An 18015-nucleotide genomic window follows, 5' to 3' on the forward strand; every position below is an offset into this window, starting at 1 on the left:
GGTCCAGCCCCGTTCGGCTACTGGCCGGACGGGGCTCTTCGCGTCTTGACGTGCGGGTTTGCGTGCACGGTTTGACAAGACACCCGGGCGGGTGCTTCCTTTAGCCATCCACGCAATCGACCCCCTAGGGGGTAGGTGAGGGGGGATTGGCGTGAAGGTGCGTACCGTCGTCATTTACGTCCGGCTGAGCCGGGACAGTGACACATCAACATCAGTCGAATCACAGATAGCGGCATGTAAGGCGTATGCGAAGGCGCGCGGGTGGCGCGTGTTGTTTATCGCTGAGCCGGACGTGGACGTATCCGGGGCGAGTCGCCTTGAGGACCGTCCCGGCATGTCCCAGGTGCTGGACGCGCTGGGCGAAGCGGATTTCGTGCTTGCCGCGAAGCTGGACAGGTACGCCCGGAGCGTCTTGGAGTTCTCCCGACTCCTTCGCGCTGCCGAAGACGCCGGCGCTACGCTCATCACGGCGGACGGCACTCTCAGCCCCGACACTTCCAAGCTCGTGGTTCATGTCCTTTCTGCGTTTGCGGAATATGAGCGGGACATGATTAAGGCGCGTATCACCGCGTCGAAAAACCACCTTCGGACTGTTGGCCGTTGGCTGGGCGGGGCAGCCCCGTACGGCTATAAGCTCGTGAAGCGCGACGGCGGAACGTATCTGGATATCGACCCCGTTTCTGCCGCTGTTGTTCGGGACTGCGCTGACAAGCTCTTGAACAAGGGTGCTTCACTCACTGGGCTTGCGCATGAATTGAACGAACGTGGAATCCTTTCCCCTGCCGACCATGCGCGGGAGCGTGACGGAAGGAAAACGCGCGGAACGAAGTGGTCTTCTACCACGCTCCGAGACGTGCTGATCACGCCTGCCGCGCGTGGCTTCCTTGTTCAGGCGGCACCCGGCAAGCCGCGAAGTGCGCTGTATCTCCAACCGGTACTTGACGCCCAGGGAAACCCGCATCAGGTGGGCCCCGAACTTCTCGACGCAAAGACACATGGCATGGTGCGGGAAAAGGTAGAGACCCGTTCTGTGGGCAGGGGCGCCACGCGTACGGGTAAGGCGGCTCTTCTTCACGTGGCTCAGTGCGCCGAATGCGCCGGACCGATGTATCACCAGAAGCGAATATTGAAGGGCAAGGACTATTCAACCTATGTATGCCCGAAGGGCGTAGGGAAGCACGGAGAGCACGCGTCTAACATCGTTCAGGCAAGCGGCCTTGACAAGCAAACGGAGACGGATTTCCTGAAGCGCTTTGGTGGCTTTAGTCTCATGTGCAAGGTCAAGCACGAAGGGCGTGATGTTGCCCGGGAGCTTCACGACACTGATGAAGCATTGGATAACCTCAGCGGGAATCTTGCCGCACTTCCGGCGGGTGGACGCGCGGCACAAACCGTGATTTCGAAGATTACGGCCCTTGAGGAAAAGCGGACGGCGCTTGCGCTTGAAGCCGCTAAGCCGGTGCGCACTGAGTGGGAGGACAGCGGAGTGAAGCTCTCCGAGGAATGGGGGCAGCGCACTACTGAGGGTCGCAATAGCTTGCTTCGGGATTTCGGAGCCGTGGTAAAGGTCACCCCGCTTCCCAAAACCGCTGAGCGTCGATTCAGCGAGAGTCGGGCAGCCGTCGAGTTCATCGGCCCGGAATGGTGGCGCACGCTGGACCCGGCAGATGGCCACCTTGAGGCTATTGCCCGTGATGAGCAGATTGCAGCGTAAAGAATCGAAATAGGTAACGGTGGCAGGGTCGGGCCTTCGGGTCCGGCCCTTACGTCGGTCGAACTGTTGACGCGTACACGTCACAATGCGCTCGTCGGCGGGTGGGTGGAGCGCGGATTGCCTCCCCCCGGTGATTACAGAGAGTCAGGCAATCGGACACCTGGTAATGATCAGTGACGAAGTGACGGAATGATGATTACTCCCAATCCAGCCTACGAATCAAAAACCAGTCTTAGAGCAATCCCGAACCGCTCGCCACTACGTCACTTCGTCACCGCGCACCGGGCGCACGGCAGTCACGAGCCCAGGCAATCCACTCACTAGATAAGGGGTGAGGGCAGGGGATACCGCGCACCCTTCCGGCTAAGAGCCATACGGCGGACAGTGACCCCCCTCAACCGGCCTGAGCGCTCCCACGTGTGGACTCTTCCACCGTGGTTCTGAGCGCCGGGCCCTATGGCGCGTAGCTCAATTGGTAGAGCGCCGGGCTCTTAACCCGGGTGTTGTCGGTTCAAGTCCGACCGGGCCAACCGGTGCGTGAAAGCCCCGTACAGGGGTGGCAGCGCACTTGCCGGGCTCCCTTCGGGGCTCCCGTGGCGTGGTGGGTAGCTCTCACGCAATCGCCTAAAGCGTTGGTCGTCCAGCGGCCCAGGACTCCCCCTTGCCGGGGGCAACGCCGGTTCGAATCCGGCCCGACGCAAGCTAGCCCGCCTAGCCCAACTGGCAAAGAGGCGTTGCCCTTAGACGGCAAAGGTTCCCGGTTCGAATCCGGGGGCGGGTACTCAACGCGGGTCAGGTCAGTCCTCCGGTGAGGACTCTGGTGACGACTCCAACGGCAACATCCCGCGCGAATGAGCGAAGCCCTTCGGCAGTCTTTTGAAGTTTGGTCCGCTCCTCCGTGCTTGAGGCTTGAGCCGCCGCAAGCTCGATTGCCCTAATGAGGGCATCAACGGTTCCCTCGGCAGTTGGCCACTGGCCGACCTTGCGTCGAGCTTCGCCTGAAACTTCCATTGCTGCCCAATTGATTTTGGCTCCACCCTTGGCCCGGGTGATGTACCCATCACCTTCAAGAGCGTCGAAGGCGCTTACCACGTCGTCAGATTCCAGGTTCAGCACCTCTGCGGTTTCTGCCACGTACACGAAGTCAACTTCGGGGTCATCCAGCCTTTTAACGATGTGGTCCAGGACAGGGAAGTCACGGTTTGCCCACGTGTTTTCCATATAGCTGATGGTAGATCGAAAGCTGTAATTCCTCTTGGCGACGTGCTGAGGGACGCGCCTTCCGGTAGGGGGGCCATGCGCTTACCGGGGGGTGGCCATGCGCACACGTTGTTTGGACTGTCGGGCGTTCGCCACCCATGCGGGGCGGTGCGCTGAGCACCACCGGGCCTATGAGTCCGGCCGGTCTGTGCAGTCGCACCGCAAGCGCCGTGAGGCTATCGCCCGGGGCAACAACGCTGCCGCTCGTCTGCGCAAGGCCGTACGCAAGGCGGTGCAGGGGACATGTGCAAGGTGTCTCGGTACCTACCTTCCGAGTGCCGTTGATATCGACCACATCAAGCCCCTTGCTAAGGGTGGCGAAGACGTGGACGCGAACGTTCAGGTCTTGTGCAAGACGTGCCACAAGGTCAAGACGGCTGAGGACTTCGGATACAACTCCGTTCCCTTCTGACGGGGGCGGAGAGCGGTCCCGAAGTTCCCGGACATCCCCGCCGGCGATCCCGGCCCCAGCTCGGAAAACGCGCGCTAGGTGCGGCCCCATTTTTTGGACTGCCCGCCCCTTGCCCCGCCTGGGCGCTGCCCGCTCCGCACCCCTGAGAAAGGCACCCGCTAAGGGGTCTCAAGCCCCCGTTAGGTAGGTGTCAAGGTGGCCAGAGCGAAGAGCCCCGCCCAGCGAACCGGCAACGCCAACACCCCTGCCACCCCTGACGCTGCCCCGGTCGTGTACGAGGGGCGCGCACCGCGTGTGCCTGGGCACTTGAAGGCAGCGGGGCGGGACGTGTGGCGTGCGGTCTGGCAGGCGGGCAGCGGGGCCTACTCGCCCGACACGGACCGCAACATCATCCTTCGGTACGCCGAACTTCATGACCGGCGCGGGGACCTTCTAGACCTCATTGCCGCTGAGGGGCTGTCCGTTGCCGGGTCCACGGGTCAGCCGGCGATTCACCCGGCCATGCGATTCGTAGAGACCACTGAGCGCGAACTACGCGCCATAGAGACAGTCATCGGCTTCACGCCCGAAGCGCGTATGCGCCTGGGGCTCGTGGCAGCCGAAGCCCGGCGCGTGGCGGCAAGCCCCGAAGACTTCTAGAACGGGGGTGCCGCGTGGACGGTCTTGACCCCGTGATCGCGCGGCACATTCCCGCGGCGGCACCGTTTCCGTCTGAGGGCTACCGGGTTGCCAACTGGATTGAGAAGTTCTGTTTCCTGACGGGCTCGTTCGCCGGCCAACCCTTCAAGCTCTTGCCGTGGCAGCGTGAACTACTCGTTGACGCCTACGAGCTGACGCGGGACACCTTCGGTCAGTGGAAGCGCAAGCACCGAACCGTTGTCGTCTGCGTCGCGCGCAAGAACGGCAAGAGCACGCTTGCCGCTGCCATCATGCTTTACCACCTGGTGGCGGACCGGTCCGACTCTCAGCGTCAGATCATCGCTGCCGCCAACGATCGGGCTCAGGCCCGAATGGTCTTCGACGCGGCGAAGCAAATGGTCACCGCGTCCCCGAAGCTCTCCGCTGTCTGCGAAGTCCAGCGGGACATTATCCGGTTCAAGGACTCCACCTATCGCGTGGTGTCCGCAGACGCGGGACGGCAGCAAGGTCTAAACCCGTCTTCGATCTCCCTTGATGAGTACGCGTTCAGCAAGAACCCCGATCTCTTCGACGCGCTGACCCTGGGCTCTGCCGCGCGCAACGCGCCCATCTTCTGGGTGATCAGCACCGCCGGACCGGACCCGGACGGACCCTTTGCTCAGCTCTGTGAGCAAGGGCAGCGGGTCAACTCCGGTGAGGCCCAGGACCCGACGCTCTTCTATCGCTCGTGGGGTCCGCGCCTGGGGGACACGGTGGACCACACCGACCCGGACGTATGGCGCGCGTGCAATCCCTCTTACGAGATCTTGAACGAAGAGGACTTCCGCGCTGCCTGCCAACGATCCACTGAGGCTAGCTTCCGAATCTACCGCCTGAGCCAATTCGTCCGTGGCGCGTCCACGTGGCTGCCTCATGGGCTCTGGGACTCCCTGGCAGTGGACGACACCTTGAGCCCCGGGGAAGCCGTGGTTCTCGGCTTCGATGGCTCATGGAAGGGCGATAGCACAGCGCTCGTCGCCTGCCGCGTGGCAGACCTTCGGGTGTTCGTTCTGGGCCACTGGGAAGCCCCGCCGGATGACGCGCATTGGCGCGTACCCATGGCGGACGTACGGGACGCACTCCGGGACGCGCTGAGCGCCTACACGGTGCGCGTGCTCGTGGCGGACCCGTACCGCTGGGAAGAGACGCTAGACAACTTGGAGTCTGAGGGCTTCCCGGTTGAGGCGTTCCCGACGAACTCACTCAAGCGCATGGTCCCGGCCACTCAGGCCGTTTACGACGTTTGCCTAGACGGCCGGCTGAGCCACGACGGCAACCCCGCTCTTGCTCGCCACATCGGTAACGCGGTGCTTCGCGAAGACCGCAACGGGGCCCGCGTCACGAAGGAACACGCGTCTTCACGCCGAAAGATTGACCTTGCCATAGCCATGATCCTTGCCGTCCACGGCGCGGTGATGTGGCGTGAGGACAACCCCGGACTGATAGACGCGCCCATTCTCGCCACCTGGGAAACCGGCGGTGAGGTCTTCGCCTACGGAGGTAGCGCGGAGTTCTTTGACGATCTATGAGCCTACTCACGTGAGTAGGCAAGGGGGCGGGGGCCGTGGGTTTCTGGCTTGACCTATTCCGCAAGACCCCCGCCACCGAAGCACGGGCAGGCTGGGAGCCCGCTCACGATCTGTACCCGTACCCGGGCGTGGTCTCGTCCGCCGGTCAGCGCGTAGACGTGGGGACGGCACTCAACGTCTCTGCCGTCTTCGCGTGCGTGCGTCTGCTGAGCGAGACCATAGCGACGCTGCCGGTCACCACCTACTCAAAGAGGGGCGGGGCTCGTCGAGAGATCCCGTCCCCGCTGTGGCTGGACTACCCCACGGCGGAGCCCGGCGGGCTGGGCCGTATCGACCTGATCTCTCAGATCGTGCTTTCGCTGTTGCTTGAGGGCAACGCCTACCTTGCCGTTCGGTGGTCGCCGGACGGTACGGGCATAGCCGGTCTGGACGTGCTGGACCCGTCCCGAATCATCACGCACACCGTGATGGTTGACGGGATGCGCCGGAAGGTCTTTGAGGCTTTCGACATTGACGACGAAGGCAACGAGATTGCCCTTGGCTGGTTCACCCCCCGGGAGATCCTTCACATCCCCGGGATGATGCTGCCCGGTGAGGTCACCGGGGTCAGCCCCATTGCCTACGCGCGTGAGTCCATCGGGCTCGCTCTTGCCGCCCAGACCTACGGCGCGAAGTTCTTCGGCAACGGGGCCATGCCCGGCGCGATCGTGGAAGTCCCCGGCTCCATGTCGGAAGAGGGACTTGCCCGCGCTCGTGAAGCGTGGCGACTGGCCAACTCCGGTCCGGAGAACGCCCATAGGGTCGCCCTTCTCACCGAAGGCGCGAAGTTCTCGAAGGTCTCGATCTCCCCGGACGAAGCCCAGTTCCTACAGACCCGGCAATTTCAGGTTCCGGAGATCGGGCGCATCTTCGGCGTACCGCCCCACCTGATCAGCGACGCGACCAACTCAACGAGCTGGGGCAGCGGGCTTGCCGAACAGAACCAAGCCTTCGCCATGTTCTCGCTGCGCCCGTGGCTTGAGCGCATTGAGGCGGGCTTCACCCGGCTTCTGTTCGCGGAGACAGCCGACCGTCAGAAGTTCGTGAAGTTCTCCCTTGACGGTATCCAGCGTGGCGCTCCGAAGGAACGCATGGAGCTTTACAGCCTGGGTCTTCAGAACGGCATCTACTCGATTGACGAAGTACGAGCCGCTGAAGATCTCCCGCCCCTGCCTGACGGTCAGGGAGCCGGTCACCGCGTGCCGCTGAACCTTGCCGACGTGACCGAAGACGAGCCCCCGCCTGAGCCGAACCCCGCCCCGGAACTGCCGGTTGCGGACGAGCCCACTGAGGGGGACGAAGAGGATGACGACGGAACGGCGGAGCCTGACGAGCCCGGCGGAAGTGCGGGCGAACGGCAGCGCAACCACCATGCGCGGGTACGCGTACCGGTTTAACGAGCTGTCCCACGACCTGGGCGGCTTCCGTGAGCGCATCGTGCCCGGGGCCGGTATGGCTTCCCTTGAGCGCAACGACGTTCTGGCCACCTTCAACCACAACGCGGACAACGCACTAGGCCGGCGCTCGTCCGGCACGCTCCGTGTCGGTGAGGACGAGCACGGGGGTTGGTACGAAGTCGACCTTCCCAACACGTCCGTTGGCCGGGACGTTGCCGAACTACTCAAGCGCGGTGACGTGAAGGGATCTTCCTTCACGTTCCGCGTGGACAAGGGCGGGCAGCGTCGCGCGGGGACGGACCCGGAAACGGGTCTGCCCATTCGTGAGATCACCGCTATGGACGTGGCCGAACTGGGCCCGGTCCTCAACCCTGCATACCCCACAACTGACGCGGCGCTTCGGTCCATTGAGGCAGCGCTAGGCGTCACGCTCCGTGCCGCGAAGAAGGACGACGAAGACCCGGACGACGAGCCGGACGAGTCGGACGAGAGCACGGAAGAGCCGGCGGACGAGCCGGACGAAGACCCGGCGGACGAGCCCGAAGAGGACGAGCCGGAAGACCACAAGAACGCGCGTGCTCTAGTCCGCGCGCTAATAACAAAGGGGGGTGTCCGCTGAATGGACGCTACTACTCTCAGCGCGAACTTTGAGGCGCGCGAGAAGGTCACCGGTGAGCTTCGCTCCCTGGCCGAAGAGTTCGCGGGCAAGGATATGGACGCTGAGGCCCGGTCCAAGGAAGACAAGCTCATTGCCTCCATTGCCGACTATGACGGTCGGATCAAGCGGGGCATTGAGGTACTGAAGTCCGGTGAGTCCGTGAGCGCGCTCATGGCCGGCCTCAAGGGCACCGGGTCCAAGACTGAGACCCAGGACAAGCTAGCCCAGGCAGCCGCTCAGCTTCGCGCCCTGAACGTCAACGAGTCGGTCACCTTCGCCCCGGAGTCCCGCGCGGCCATCGACACGAAGACCAACCCGGGCAACACCGTGATTGCGCGGACCCTGTACGGGCGGCTTCTGGCTGAGGCCGTGGAGCGTTCCACCATCATGCGCGGGGGCGCAACGATCCTGACCACGAGTTCCGGTGAGCCGATGGACTTCACCGTTGTGGTTGGTCACGCGTCCGCCGGCATCGTCGGTGAGAACGGCACCATCCCGGAGAGCAACCCGACCACCGTTCAGCGGTCGGTTGGCGCGTTCAAGTACGCCTATGCGTCCACCCTGTCCAGTGAGTTCGTCGCTGATCAGGCGCTTGACCTTGTCAGCTTCCTGGTTGGCGACGCGGGCCCGGCCATCGGCGCGGGCATGGGCGCGCACTTCCTGACCGGCACGGGCACCGGGCAGCCGAAGGGCATCATCACTGCCGCGTCCCCGGCAACCGCCACTTTCACGGCTACCGCGAAGGACGCGACGGTTTCGGACGCGCTCATTGATCTCTTCTACGAGCTGCCTTCGTCCTACCGGGCGAACGCTGCCTTCGTCGTGGCGGACAAGGTTGCCGCCCAGATGCGGAAGCTGAAGAACACTGACGGTCAGTACCTGTGGCAGTCGAGTGTCATTGCCGGTGCTCCGGACACCTTCAACGGTCGCCCAGTCCTGACCGACGTGGGGATGCCCGACGCGAAGGTCTACTTCGGTGACCTGAGCAAGTACACGGTCCGCCTTGCCGGTCCGCTCCGCGTTGAGCGCTCCGTTGACGTGAAGTTCCTTTCCGACCAGATCGTTTACCGCTTCCTACAGCGTGCGGACGGTCTGCTTGTGGACGAGCGGTCCGCGAAGGTTCTGACCGTTGGTGGCGGGGCGTAAGCCCTGTCGCCTGGGGGGTCTGCCTACTCACGTGAGTAGGCAGACCTCTTCCGTGAGGGGGCACCGTGTCTTACGCAACCATCGCTGAAATACGCGCCCTTGACGGCATGGCCGACGCTTCCTTGTTCTCTGACGAGACGCTGAGTGAGGCCGTCGACTTCGCGGTTGAGACTGTCGAAACGTACTGCGGTCGCAAGTGGGAAGGCGTGGATGCTGCCCCGGAAACGATCCGTTGGTGTGTCCGCAAGATCGCACGGGCGTACTGCCTTGATCTCGTCTCCCGCATCCCGGACCGGGCGCTTCAGCTCCAATCCGAATTTGGGTCCATTCAGCTTGCCCAGGCGGGTGGCAACTGGCGACCCACGAGCCTGCCCGAAGTCAACGCCCAGTTGAACCGGTACCGGGTCCGGCTCCCGTTCATCTTCATGTAAGGGGGCTCCCGTGTCGCTGATCTTCGAAGCGAAGGTTGCCCTTCACGAACGGCTCAAGGCGCTCGTCCCTGCCGGGGTGCAATGCACCTTCGCGGAGACCGGGCAGGAAGACCGCCGGCAACAGATCTGGCTAGGCGCGATCACCGAAGACGAAGCGGAGCCCGTTGCCATGAGGGCCGGTCCGCGTAAGCCAACGGCTGTCACGGGCTACGTGGAAGCCCACGCGGTGGTGATCACCCCGGGCGACCCGATCGCCGCTGAGCGGGGCGTGTACGGGCTCCGTGAGCACATTGCCGAAGCCTGCCGCTCCGTGGACCGGACGAGCGTTCCGGGGCTTCTCGATATCCGCCCGGAGTCCTCAACCGTCGACACGGCGGAGACCACCGATGGGGCGTTCAGCGCCCTGACCGTCCGCGTAAAGGTGCGCGGCAGAGTGACGTAAGGAGTACAAGCATGTCCCTAGACGCTGCCATCGGCATTGGCGCGGAGACCACCTACGGCACTGCCGCCGAATCCATACTTGGCTATGAGGGCAAGGCGGATTCGTGGAAGGTCAGCAAGGAATTCGTTGAGTCAGTCGGCTTCCGCCGTGGTCTTCAGACTGCCCGCGCGGACCGCCGGAACATCATCACGATGGGCGGTGAAGGTGAGCTTGAGGCTGACCTACTGGACGTAGGCGCTGCCGCTCTCCTGTCCGCCGCATTCGACAAGCACACGGTCACCGACAACGCGACCACTCGCGTCCACGTCTTCGAGACCGCCACCTACAGTGAGGCACCCAGCTTCACGGCCCAGATGATCCGCCCGACCGTTGAGGGCACGGACGTTGCGTATAAGCACGTCGGGTGTGTGGCAACGGAATTCGAGCTGACCGCTGAGGTTGAGAACCCGGTCACCCTGAACGTCAGCTTTGACTTTCAGGACGTGTCCCACACGAGCACCCCGGCTCAGATCCTGCCGATCACCTACCCGGAGGATGCCCGTGCGTACGACTGGTCTCGTACCGCGCTGACGCTGACCCGGGCCGGTACTGCCGTCCCCGTGGACGCGGGCAAGTTCTCGCTCACCGGAGACCTGGGCATGAAGACCGACCGGCGCTTTCTCCGGGGCAACCCGCTGAAGAAGAAGCCGGTCCGGGCTGCCATCCCCACGTACGAAGGTGAGTTTGAGGGGGAGTTCAGCGCTGACAGCCTCAAGCTCTATGAGGCGTTCGTTGCCGGTGAGATCGTCGCGCTTCGGGTGGACCTTGCCGGACTGACCCCCGGCACGTCGGTCCGTGTCGACTGCCCGGCAATCCAGTTCACCGGGGAGTCCCCGGAAGCGTCCGTTGACGACGTGACCGTGATGACGCTGCCGTTCAGGGTCCTTGACCCGGGGGACGGTCCGGCTGCCGTCAAGGTCACCTACACGGAGCCGAAGCCCGTCACGGAACCGGCTCCGTAGAGAGCCTACTCACGTGAGTAGGCAGGGGGTTGAGCGTGGCCCAGACGAGCCGCTTCACAGTGCGCGTGCAAGGCATGACCGAAATGACGCGCAACATTCGCAAGCTCAAGAGTCGTGAGCTGAACAACGCGGTGCGTGCCGCGAACAAGGCGGCTGCCGAAGTCGTCAAGCCGGAAGCCCAGAGCACGGCACCGGTGGGCAAGCGGGACGCGAAGTCCAGCCGGCGCTACAAGCCCGGCAAGTTGGCGAAGTCGGTCAAGGTGACCGCTTCCGCAAAGGGCGCTGCCGTCAAGGCCGGTTCCGCCGCTCGTGTCCCGTACGCGGCGGCAATCCACTTCGGCTACCGCAAGCGCAACATCAGACCGAACCGGTTCCTGTTCCGCGCCATGGCGCGTAAGAGCGGAGCCGTATCCGAGACCTACGAGCGTGAGATTTCCGCCGTGGTTCGTGAGCATTTGGAGAGTGACTAATCATGGCCGCGAAGAAGCTGGGCGGGGACCTGGGCGAACTTCTCGCCCTTGATCTCGACAGCCTGACCATTGACGAGATCGACATTATCGAGACCGTCACAGACGCACCGCTTGACGATCTCCGGAAGCCGGGCACCCGGCGGGCTCCAATGCTCCGCGCTATGGCCGTGGTCCTCAAGCGCCGGACGGACCCGAACTTTTCCATTGAGGACGCGGGCAAGCTGCGTATCCAGCTCAAGCCGAGCAAGGCGAAGCCGGACCCTACCGCGCCCAGCGCGTAGTCACGTGCGCCCGATTGCTGGGCCACTTCAAGGGGCTCACGTGGTCGGACGTTCGGTCCCTGCAACTCAGGGACTTCAACGCGCTGGTTGACCAGATGACAGCCGACATAGAGCGGCAGAACAGAGACAGCCGACGAACGTCACGGGGGCGCTCGTCCGGCGGCACTTCGGGGGAACGGCGCACGCCGGTCATGACGTAAGGGGGACCGGTGGCGAAGCCAATCACGATCACGCTGCTAGGTGACGAGTCGGACCTATCGGCTTCCCTTGAGCGAGGATCGGCGGACGTAACTGAGTTTGCGGACCGGGTAGAAGAAGCGCTTCGTCAGGCGACCGAAGAAGCCGCGAACCTGGGGGACGCGGTATCGGTCGGGGTAGCTGACGCGGGGGACGAAGTCAGCTCGTTCGGTGAGCGCTTCGGGGGCATGGCAGCACTGGCCGGCGGGGCTATCGCTGCCGGGCTCGTGGCGGGTATCAGCGAAGCCCTTGATCAGGAGAAGGGCAACGACCTTCTAGCAGCCCAACTGGGCGCGTCCCCGGCTGAGGCTGAGCGCCTGGGCAAGGCTGCCGGGGCTGTCTATTCCGCCGGCTACGGGGAGTCGATTGAGGACGCGAACACCGCGCTCAAGTCCCTTTGGCAGCAAGGTCTAGTTCCTGCCGGTGCTACCGCCGATGAAATGGCGAACATCAGCAAGAAGGCCATGAACGTTGCGGACGTGCTGGGCGACGAAGTCGGGCCGACCGCCAACTCTGTTGGCCAGATGCTCAAGACCGGAATGGCGAAGAACGCCGACGAAGCGTTTGACATTCTCGTCAAGGGAGCACAAGAGGGCGGCAACAAAGCTGAAGACCTCTTGGACACGTTCAACGAATACTCAACGAACTTCCGCACGTTGGGGCTGGACGGCAAGACGGCAATGGGCCTCATATCCCAGGGGCTCAAGGGCGGTGCGCGTGACGCTGATCAAGTGGCGGACGCGATCAAAGAATTCAGCCTTGTTGCCGGACAGGGTGGCGAAGCTGTCGAGAAGACCTTTGACTCAATCGGTCTGAACGGAAAGCAGATCACGGCTGACGTTGCGGCCGGCGGTGATAGCGCGAAGCTCGCAATGGACAAGGTGCTTGACGCCTTGGCCAAGATGCCCGCCTCAGCTGACAAGGCGAATGCGGTCAAGACGCTGTTCGGCGGTCCCGGTGAGGACCTGGGCGCGGCTCTCTTCTCCCTGAACGTCGACAAGGCAGCGGCTTCCCTGGGCAAGGTGGACGGCGCGGCGAAGAAGGCCGGCGACACCATGCACGACAACGCCTCAACGAAGCTGACTGCCTTCTGGCGAAGCCTTCAGACCGGCGCGGTCAACGTGATCGGCGGAGCGCTCATCCCCGCGCTTGAGTCAGCCGCGGACAAGGTCGTTGCCTTCGGCCGGTTCATCGACGACAACAAGGGCGCTATTGGAGCCGTGGCCGGGGTCATCACCCTTCTCGTGCTTCCGGCACTCATTGCCTGGGGCGTTCAGTCCACCATTTCGGCAGCCACGAGCGTGACCGCCTGGGTCACATCCACGGCAACGAGCGTGGGCAGCGCTGCCACTCAGGTTGCCGCTCACTGGGCTGTGGTCGGGGGCTGGATCAAGTCTGCCGCCCAGGCCGTGGCTTCCGCTGCCATCGTGGTTGGCGGGTGGGTCCTCATGGGCGCGCAAGCCATGCTTCAGGCAGCCCGCATGGCTGCCGCGTGGCTCATAGCCATGGGCCCGGTCGCGCTCATCATCGCTGCCGTTGTTGGTCTCGCTGCCCTGATCTGGGCCAACTGGGACCAGATCAAGCAATGGACACTTCAGGCTTTTGACTGGGTGTGGCAGAAGATCCTAGGGATCTTCAACTTCATCAAGGATCTCTTCCTTAACTTCACCGGACCCGGGCTGATCATTCAGCATTGGGACACGATCAAGGAAAAGACAGGCGAAGCCTTTTCCTGGGTCTGGGAGAAGATCAAGGGCGCGTTCAATTTCATCAAGAACATGTTTCTGAACTTCACCGGTCCCGGCTTGATCATCAAGCACTGGGACAAGATCAAGGAAGCCACGAGCAAGGCGTTCCGCTACGTCTATGAGAAGGCGCGCGACGGGCTCAACTCCGTCATCGACTTCTTCAAGAGCCTGCCGGGACGCATCGCCAGTACGGCGGTCAACATCGCCCGGTCCGCGCTGAACATCGGCAAGACCGTGGTTGACGGGCTCAAGAACGGGCTTTCCAAGCTGGGCGGGTTCGCGTCCAGTCTCGCCGGCACCGTGAAGAACGCGGCAAAGGGCGCGATCAACAGCGTGATTGATCTTCTGAACTGGGCCATTCCGAACAAGCTGGGATGGGGGAAGCTCTCGATTGACCTTCCCGCCAACCCCATCCCGAAGATTCGCGCGGCAGGCGGTCCGGCAGCCGGACTGACCCGCGTCGGTGAGCGTGGCCCGGAGTGGGTCAGCCTGCCCAACGGTTCCAACGTGATCCCAAACCACGCTGCCCCGACCGGGGGCGGAGTCGTGGTCAACGTCCGCACGGACGCGGACCCCTGGGCCATCGGCCGTGAAGTCGCCTGGGCTCTTCGGACAGCACCACGGTAAGCGCGCCTACTCACATGAGTAGGCAAGAGGGGGGCGGCATGGCGGAGTTGGGTGAGTGGACGGCTGAGTTCAACGGGCTCGTCATGGGGGAACCCGACTCCGCCATATCCATCGTGGCGGTTGACGGTCTGCTGTCCCTGCCGGATATCCGGACGGCGGACCAGACCCTTGTTCAGCGTCACGGGCTCTGGCCCGGGGACGACTACCTGAACGGGCGCACGGTCACCATGACGCTTGAGGTCTACGGCAGCACGGGGGACGAGTTCACGAAGGCGCTGACGGCCGTACAGGCTGCCTTCCTGCCCGCCGGGGATGAGAAGCCTTTCCGCTTCAGGCTCCCCGGTGCGGCAGCGGACCGTACGGCCTACCTCAAGGCACGGCCCAGGAAGCGGAGCGCCCCGCTGGACCTGAGCTTTGCCTACCGGGTGTGCAACGTCGTTGTCGAGTTGTTCGCCACCGACCCGAAGATCTACGGGCAGGAAGCGCGGAAGGTCACGGCGAAGAGTTCGGTCCGGCCCCCGCTTGACGGTGGCTTCACCTTCCCGGCAACCGTCCCCTTCACGGTCAAGGGCAGTAGCGCCCCGCCGGCTGACCCCATCACCCGGTTCACGCAATGGGGATCGGTCCCGGCCCGGCCCGTCATTGAGTTCCGGGACGCGAAGAACCCGGTCTTGCGGGACGACGCAACCGGCCAGTGGTTCGGGGTGCGTTTCGACGGAGCCTGTACCGCGGACAGTGCCGCCCAGGTCGTCCGGCTCATGGACGGCACGGACGTGACCGGGCTCGTCATGACCGGTTCCACATGGCCCGAATACGCGAGTGGGGACCACCGCCTTCGCCTCACACATGACAACGAGTTCAGCGCGGCCAGTGCCGCCCTGACATGGACTGACGAATGGGTGTGATCACGCATGGCGGGCTTCGCATGGTTTCAGGAAGGCACAACCTACGGCGCTGCCGACATGGCGAACTGGAACGCGCTTCTGAGTTCGCGGGGACCGGCAAAGCATCTGTTCGCGTCCACGAATGAGTTCTTGCTGAACTCCGACCAGACAGCCCGCACGGTGGACGTGGGCAGCGGCAACGCGCTCGTCGGGCACCCCATCAACGGGGCAACCTGGGCATGGACTCCGGGCGTTACCGTTGCCGTCCCGACTCCGAGCAACGTCAACCCCAGACGGGACCTGATCATTGCCCGGCTCCGGTCCACGGCGAACGGTGACCCGGCCAACGGCTTTGAAGTCGAACTGCTAGAGGGAACGCCGGCGGCAAGCCCGTCCGCCCCTGCCCGCCCGGACAACGCTGTTGCCCTGGGCTGGGTGGACGTGCCGAAGTCCACCACCACGTTCACGATCACGCCCGTCCGCATCACCGGGCAGTATCAAGACCAGATGCTCAGCCCGGCCCCGGGCACCGTGGCCGTTGACTGGGCAGGACAGCTTCCCCTACCTGATCAGTTCCGCCCGGGGGCTGCCTGTGTCGACCTGAGCACCGGTCAGCGCTGGGTACGGACGAAGGCCGGTGAGTGGTTCACCACCGACCCCGGACCGTGGAAGGCGTGCACACTTCAGAACTTCACCAACGCGGCCAACGCGACGATCACGGTCACGGGTTGGCTGTACGTCCGTGAGAGTTCTACGTGTTGGGAGCTGTCCGGCACGTTGACGTTCGCCCCGGGCAACACGGCTATCAACAAGCTCGTGAACCTGGGGGCGCTTCCGGCGTCTGCCACGAAGCCCAGGAACAACACCTACGGAACAGCGGGCTCGTCCTACACGTCCACTTCCGGCGGCACCGCCCGCGTTGGCCTCATGTCTTCGGGAGCGATTGAGTTCGGCTCAATCGGCGTGACCGGAAACGCGTACATCAACGAGAGCTTCAGCAAGTCGCCGGTCAGCACCTAGGGGGATGCGTGAGCGCACTCTACGAAGTGCTACAGACGAACATGGTGACCGGTGAGGTAGTCGCTACCCTGCCGGTCACCGCCATTGGGTACACCGATTCCCTGAACGCTGCCGGGTCGGCAACAGTGACCATCCCGCTGGACGCACCCGAAGCCGCCCGGGGAGTGCTTGAGCCGGCCGTGTCCGGGCTCGTGGTCACTCGGGATGCCGAACCTGTCTGGGGCGGCATTCTGTGGACGCTCAACGCGGACCTGGGCGGCGGAACGCTCACCCTGAACGCGTCGGGTTACCACTCGTACTACTCGGGCCGGTATCTGGACAACTTCAGGGGCTACAACCGACCGGCCACGGATCAAGCGCTTCTGCTGACGGACTGGATTGAGTACGCGAACGAGAGCGGCGGCATTGGGACTGACACATCGTTCCTGTCCCCGACCGGGCGCATCCGTACCCGCAAGTGGTCCTACTGGGAATTCAAGAACATAGGTCAGGCCATTGAGGAATTGGCCGATGACGCCGGCGGGTTCTACTTCCGCTACGCGCCCTACTGGATCGAGAAGGGCAAGCGCCTGGGCAACCGGTTCCTCAAGCGTGGCCGTGGTGAATCGCTGTTCCCCTACCAACTTGAGCACCGCAAGAATTGCAACGTCACCGCTGTCAGCTATGACGGCTCATCCATGGCAACCCACGTGGTGGCCTTCGGCGCGGACACCGGAACGGGCGCGAAGGCTGCCGCCGGTAAGACGAACAACGCGCTCGTCGGGGTCATGCCGAAGCGCACTGAGGTAGCCACCTACTCAGACGTCAAGGACGTGGCGACCCTGGGGCCGAAGGCTGCCGGAATTGCTGCGGTCGGTAACGCGCCTATCGCCATTCCCACGCTGACGCTCTACCCGGGCCTATTCAATCCCGCGGACTTCGTTCCTGGGGACACCGGAACTGTCATTGCCGATTACGGATACGTGGCGCTCTTTGATGAGTACGTGATCACTGAGCGAAAGGTTGACGTGGACACCAACGGCACCGAACTCATAGGGCTGTCGCTGGCCAACAAGGAAGTGTTTGAAATTGACGATTCAGTCTAATGCCCTTCCCCCGTCACTCGTTGCTGAGATCAACGACATGAAGCGGCGGCTTGACTCCCTTGAGCGCAAGCCCCAGCTCGGTAGCGTCAACGAGCGGCTGCCGGTCGGGATGATCCAGAGCCCTTCCCTTGAGGGCACCGTTGGAGCGGAGTTCACCCATGGCCTGGGCGTCATCAACACCACGGGCCTGAACATGCCGGTCATCATCGCGTCCATCCCCTTCCACATCCCTTGGACCGGTGGAGCGGCGGCAGACGTGTCCGTGACGATCTGGCTGCAAGACGGAGTGACCGGCGGCAAGACCAAAGAAATCACCTTGGACAAGTCGCTTGATCAAGGTGGTTGGACACGGGATCTCGTCTATTCGTGGCTTCACCCCCAGCCGGTCGGGTTCGCTGACGACAGGGTTTACAAGCACATCAGCATTAACTACCGGGTCAACAAGCGCGTCACGATCAATAACGAGAGCGTGACCGTTGGTGTTGGCCTTCCTTCCATCGTGGTCGGCATTCCCGCTGGCACCTACAAGGAAGAGTCCCCAGACGGCAACCCGCGAATTGATGGGGCGCTCACGCCCGTTGAGGAGTGACCCCTTATGGATCTGGCACGGCTAGCGGCCAGTGCTGAAGTAGTCGTTCCCGTGCTCGTGTTCCTGGCTATCTCGCTGAACAAGTGGAAGTCAGGAATGCGGGACGCATGGCGGCAAGAGGCGGAAGCCTTCGCCAGCAAGTCCCAGCGGCAGGCGGACGAGATCGTTGAGCTTCGCAAGCAAGTCATAGAGCTGAGGCGTGAGAACGCTGAGCTACGCGCCCAGATTGCTGAGCTTCTAGCGCGTCCGTAACCGACCACTGTTCAGGCACTCAGCCTACTCACGTGAGTAGGCACGGGTGCCTTTTTTATTTGGGGGACCAGTGACCACACCCTTTGAGACGTTCCCGCTGCCGTCCAGCATTCCG

Annotated in this window: 19 protein-coding genes and 3 tRNA genes; 21 read left to right on the plus strand and 1 reads right to left on the minus strand. The window is 63.5% G+C overall.

What is annotated here, in order from left to right:
- Positions 1–157: 157 nt before the first annotated feature.
- From AB0M39_RS33310 to AB0M39_RS33325, 4 genes are all read left to right on the plus strand, one after another.
- Entirely contained in the window at positions 158–1714 is a 1557-nt protein-coding gene (locus tag AB0M39_RS33310) for a recombinase family protein (RefSeq protein WP_365370471.1), read from the plus strand.
- Positions 1715–2171: 457 nt separating this feature from the next.
- Positions 2172–2244, plus strand: a tRNA-Lys gene (locus tag AB0M39_RS33315).
- 99 nt (positions 2245–2343) lie between these two features.
- Positions 2344–2414 (plus strand) — tRNA-Ala (locus tag AB0M39_RS33320).
- Between the two features lie 5 nt (positions 2415–2419).
- Positions 2420–2495 (plus strand) — tRNA-Leu (locus AB0M39_RS33325).
- Between the two features lie 11 nt (positions 2496–2506).
- Here AB0M39_RS33325 and AB0M39_RS33330 read toward each other — a convergent pair.
- Positions 2507–2935 (minus strand): hypothetical protein, encoded by a 429-nt coding sequence (locus tag AB0M39_RS33330; protein ID WP_365370403.1) that lies wholly within the window; start codon positions 2933–2935, stop codon positions 2507–2509.
- A gap of 97 nt (positions 2936–3032) precedes the next feature.
- Between AB0M39_RS33330 and AB0M39_RS33335 the strand changes: the two genes are divergently transcribed.
- The 17 genes from AB0M39_RS33335 (at position 3033) to AB0M39_RS33415 (ending at position 17900) form a co-directional block, all read left to right on the plus strand.
- On the plus strand, positions 3033–3386 hold the full coding sequence (locus AB0M39_RS33335) for an HNH endonuclease signature motif containing protein (protein WP_365370405.1): 354 nt from the start codon (positions 3033–3035) through the stop codon (positions 3384–3386).
- A gap of 294 nt (positions 3387–3680) precedes the next feature.
- Positions 3681–4025 (plus strand): phage terminase small subunit P27 family, encoded by a 345-nt coding sequence (locus tag AB0M39_RS33340; protein WP_365370473.1) that lies wholly within the window; start codon positions 3681–3683, stop codon positions 4023–4025.
- 14 nt (positions 4026–4039) lie between these two features.
- Positions 4040–5593, plus strand: coding sequence for a terminase large subunit (locus AB0M39_RS33345; protein ID WP_365370407.1), 1554 nt, complete (start codon positions 4040–4042; stop codon positions 5591–5593).
- Between the two features lie 35 nt (positions 5594–5628).
- Positions 5629–7029: a phage portal protein gene (locus AB0M39_RS33350; RefSeq protein WP_365370409.1), complete on the plus strand. Its 1401-nt coding sequence runs from the start codon at positions 5629–5631 to the stop codon at positions 7027–7029.
- A complete protein-coding gene (locus AB0M39_RS33355) occupies positions 7004–7648 on the plus strand; it encodes an HK97 family phage prohead protease (RefSeq protein WP_365370411.1) in 645 nt (214 codons plus the stop codon). The genes AB0M39_RS33350 and AB0M39_RS33355 overlap by 26 nt, the downstream gene beginning before the upstream one ends.
- Positions 7649–8833: a phage major capsid protein gene (locus tag AB0M39_RS33360; protein WP_365370413.1), complete on the plus strand. Its 1185-nt coding sequence runs from the start codon at positions 7649–7651 to the stop codon at positions 8831–8833.
- Between the two features lie 65 nt (positions 8834–8898).
- The gene (locus AB0M39_RS33365; protein ID WP_365370415.1) at positions 8899–9264 is read left to right on the plus strand and encodes a hypothetical protein; all 366 of its coding nucleotides are present in this window, start codon (positions 8899–8901) and stop codon (positions 9262–9264) included.
- A gap of 10 nt (positions 9265–9274) precedes the next feature.
- The gene (locus AB0M39_RS33370; protein WP_365370417.1) at positions 9275–9706 is read left to right on the plus strand and encodes a hypothetical protein; all 432 of its coding nucleotides are present in this window, start codon (positions 9275–9277) and stop codon (positions 9704–9706) included.
- A gap of 11 nt (positions 9707–9717) precedes the next feature.
- Entirely contained in the window at positions 9718–10707 is a 990-nt protein-coding gene (locus AB0M39_RS33375; protein WP_365370419.1) for a phage tail tube protein, read from the plus strand.
- Between the two features lie 35 nt (positions 10708–10742).
- A complete protein-coding gene (locus tag AB0M39_RS33380) occupies positions 10743–11177 on the plus strand; it encodes an HK97-gp10 family putative phage morphogenesis protein (RefSeq protein WP_365370421.1) in 435 nt (144 codons plus the stop codon).
- A gap of 2 nt (positions 11178–11179) precedes the next feature.
- Positions 11180–11458, plus strand: coding sequence for a hypothetical protein (locus tag AB0M39_RS33385; RefSeq protein WP_365370423.1), 279 nt, complete (start codon positions 11180–11182; stop codon positions 11456–11458).
- 209 nt (positions 11459–11667) lie between these two features.
- A complete protein-coding gene (locus AB0M39_RS33390) occupies positions 11668–14070 on the plus strand; it encodes a phage tail tape measure protein (protein ID WP_365370425.1) in 2403 nt (800 codons plus the stop codon).
- A gap of 38 nt (positions 14071–14108) precedes the next feature.
- The gene (locus AB0M39_RS33395) at positions 14109–14975 is read left to right on the plus strand and encodes a hypothetical protein (protein ID WP_365370427.1); all 867 of its coding nucleotides are present in this window, start codon (positions 14109–14111) and stop codon (positions 14973–14975) included.
- A 6-nt stretch (positions 14976–14981) separates the two neighbouring features.
- The gene (locus AB0M39_RS33400) at positions 14982–15974 is read left to right on the plus strand and encodes a hypothetical protein (RefSeq protein WP_365370429.1); all 993 of its coding nucleotides are present in this window, start codon (positions 14982–14984) and stop codon (positions 15972–15974) included.
- A gap of 8 nt (positions 15975–15982) precedes the next feature.
- A complete protein-coding gene (locus AB0M39_RS33405) occupies positions 15983–17059 on the plus strand; it encodes a hypothetical protein (RefSeq protein ID WP_365370431.1) in 1077 nt (358 codons plus the stop codon).
- Complete coding sequence (locus AB0M39_RS33410; RefSeq protein ID WP_365370433.1) at positions 17043–17648, plus strand: hypothetical protein; 606 nt, start codon at positions 17043–17045, stop codon at positions 17646–17648. Before AB0M39_RS33405 ends, AB0M39_RS33410 begins: the two co-directional genes overlap by 17 nt.
- A gap of 6 nt (positions 17649–17654) precedes the next feature.
- Positions 17655–17900 (plus strand): hypothetical protein, encoded by a 246-nt coding sequence (locus AB0M39_RS33415; RefSeq protein WP_365370435.1) that lies wholly within the window; start codon positions 17655–17657, stop codon positions 17898–17900.
- Positions 17901–18015: the final 115 nt, after the last annotated feature.

Origin of the sequence: Streptomyces sp. NPDC051907, assembly GCF_040681075.1 — a bacterium.
Classification (GTDB): domain Bacteria; phylum Actinomycetota; class Actinomycetes; order Streptomycetales; family Streptomycetaceae; genus Streptomyces.

Coding starts and splice junctions, on each gene's coding strand:
- AB0M39_RS33375 (WP_365370419.1), top strand. CDS start 9,718: ATGTCCCTAGACGCTGCCATCGGCATTGGCGCGGAGACCACCTACGGC.
- AB0M39_RS33415 (WP_365370435.1), top strand. CDS start 17,655: ATGGATCTGGCACGGCTAGCGGCCAGTGCTGAAGTAGTCGTTCCCGTG.
- AB0M39_RS33385 (WP_365370423.1), top strand. CDS start 11,180: ATGGCCGCGAAGAAGCTGGGCGGGGACCTGGGCGAACTTCTCGCCCTT.
- AB0M39_RS33355 (WP_365370411.1), top strand. CDS start 7,004: ATGCGCGGGTACGCGTACCGGTTTAACGAGCTGTCCCACGACCTGGGC.
- AB0M39_RS33395 (WP_365370427.1), top strand. CDS start 14,109: ATGGCGGAGTTGGGTGAGTGGACGGCTGAGTTCAACGGGCTCGTCATG.
- AB0M39_RS33335 (WP_365370405.1), top strand. CDS start 3,033: ATGCGCACACGTTGTTTGGACTGTCGGGCGTTCGCCACCCATGCGGGG.
- AB0M39_RS33330 (WP_365370403.1), bottom strand. CDS start 2,935: ATGGAAAACACGTGGGCAAACCGTGACTTCCCTGTCCTGGACCACATC.
- AB0M39_RS33400 (WP_365370429.1), top strand. CDS start 14,982: ATGGCGGGCTTCGCATGGTTTCAGGAAGGCACAACCTACGGCGCTGCC.
- AB0M39_RS33360 (WP_365370413.1), top strand. CDS start 7,649: ATGGACGCTACTACTCTCAGCGCGAACTTTGAGGCGCGCGAGAAGGTC.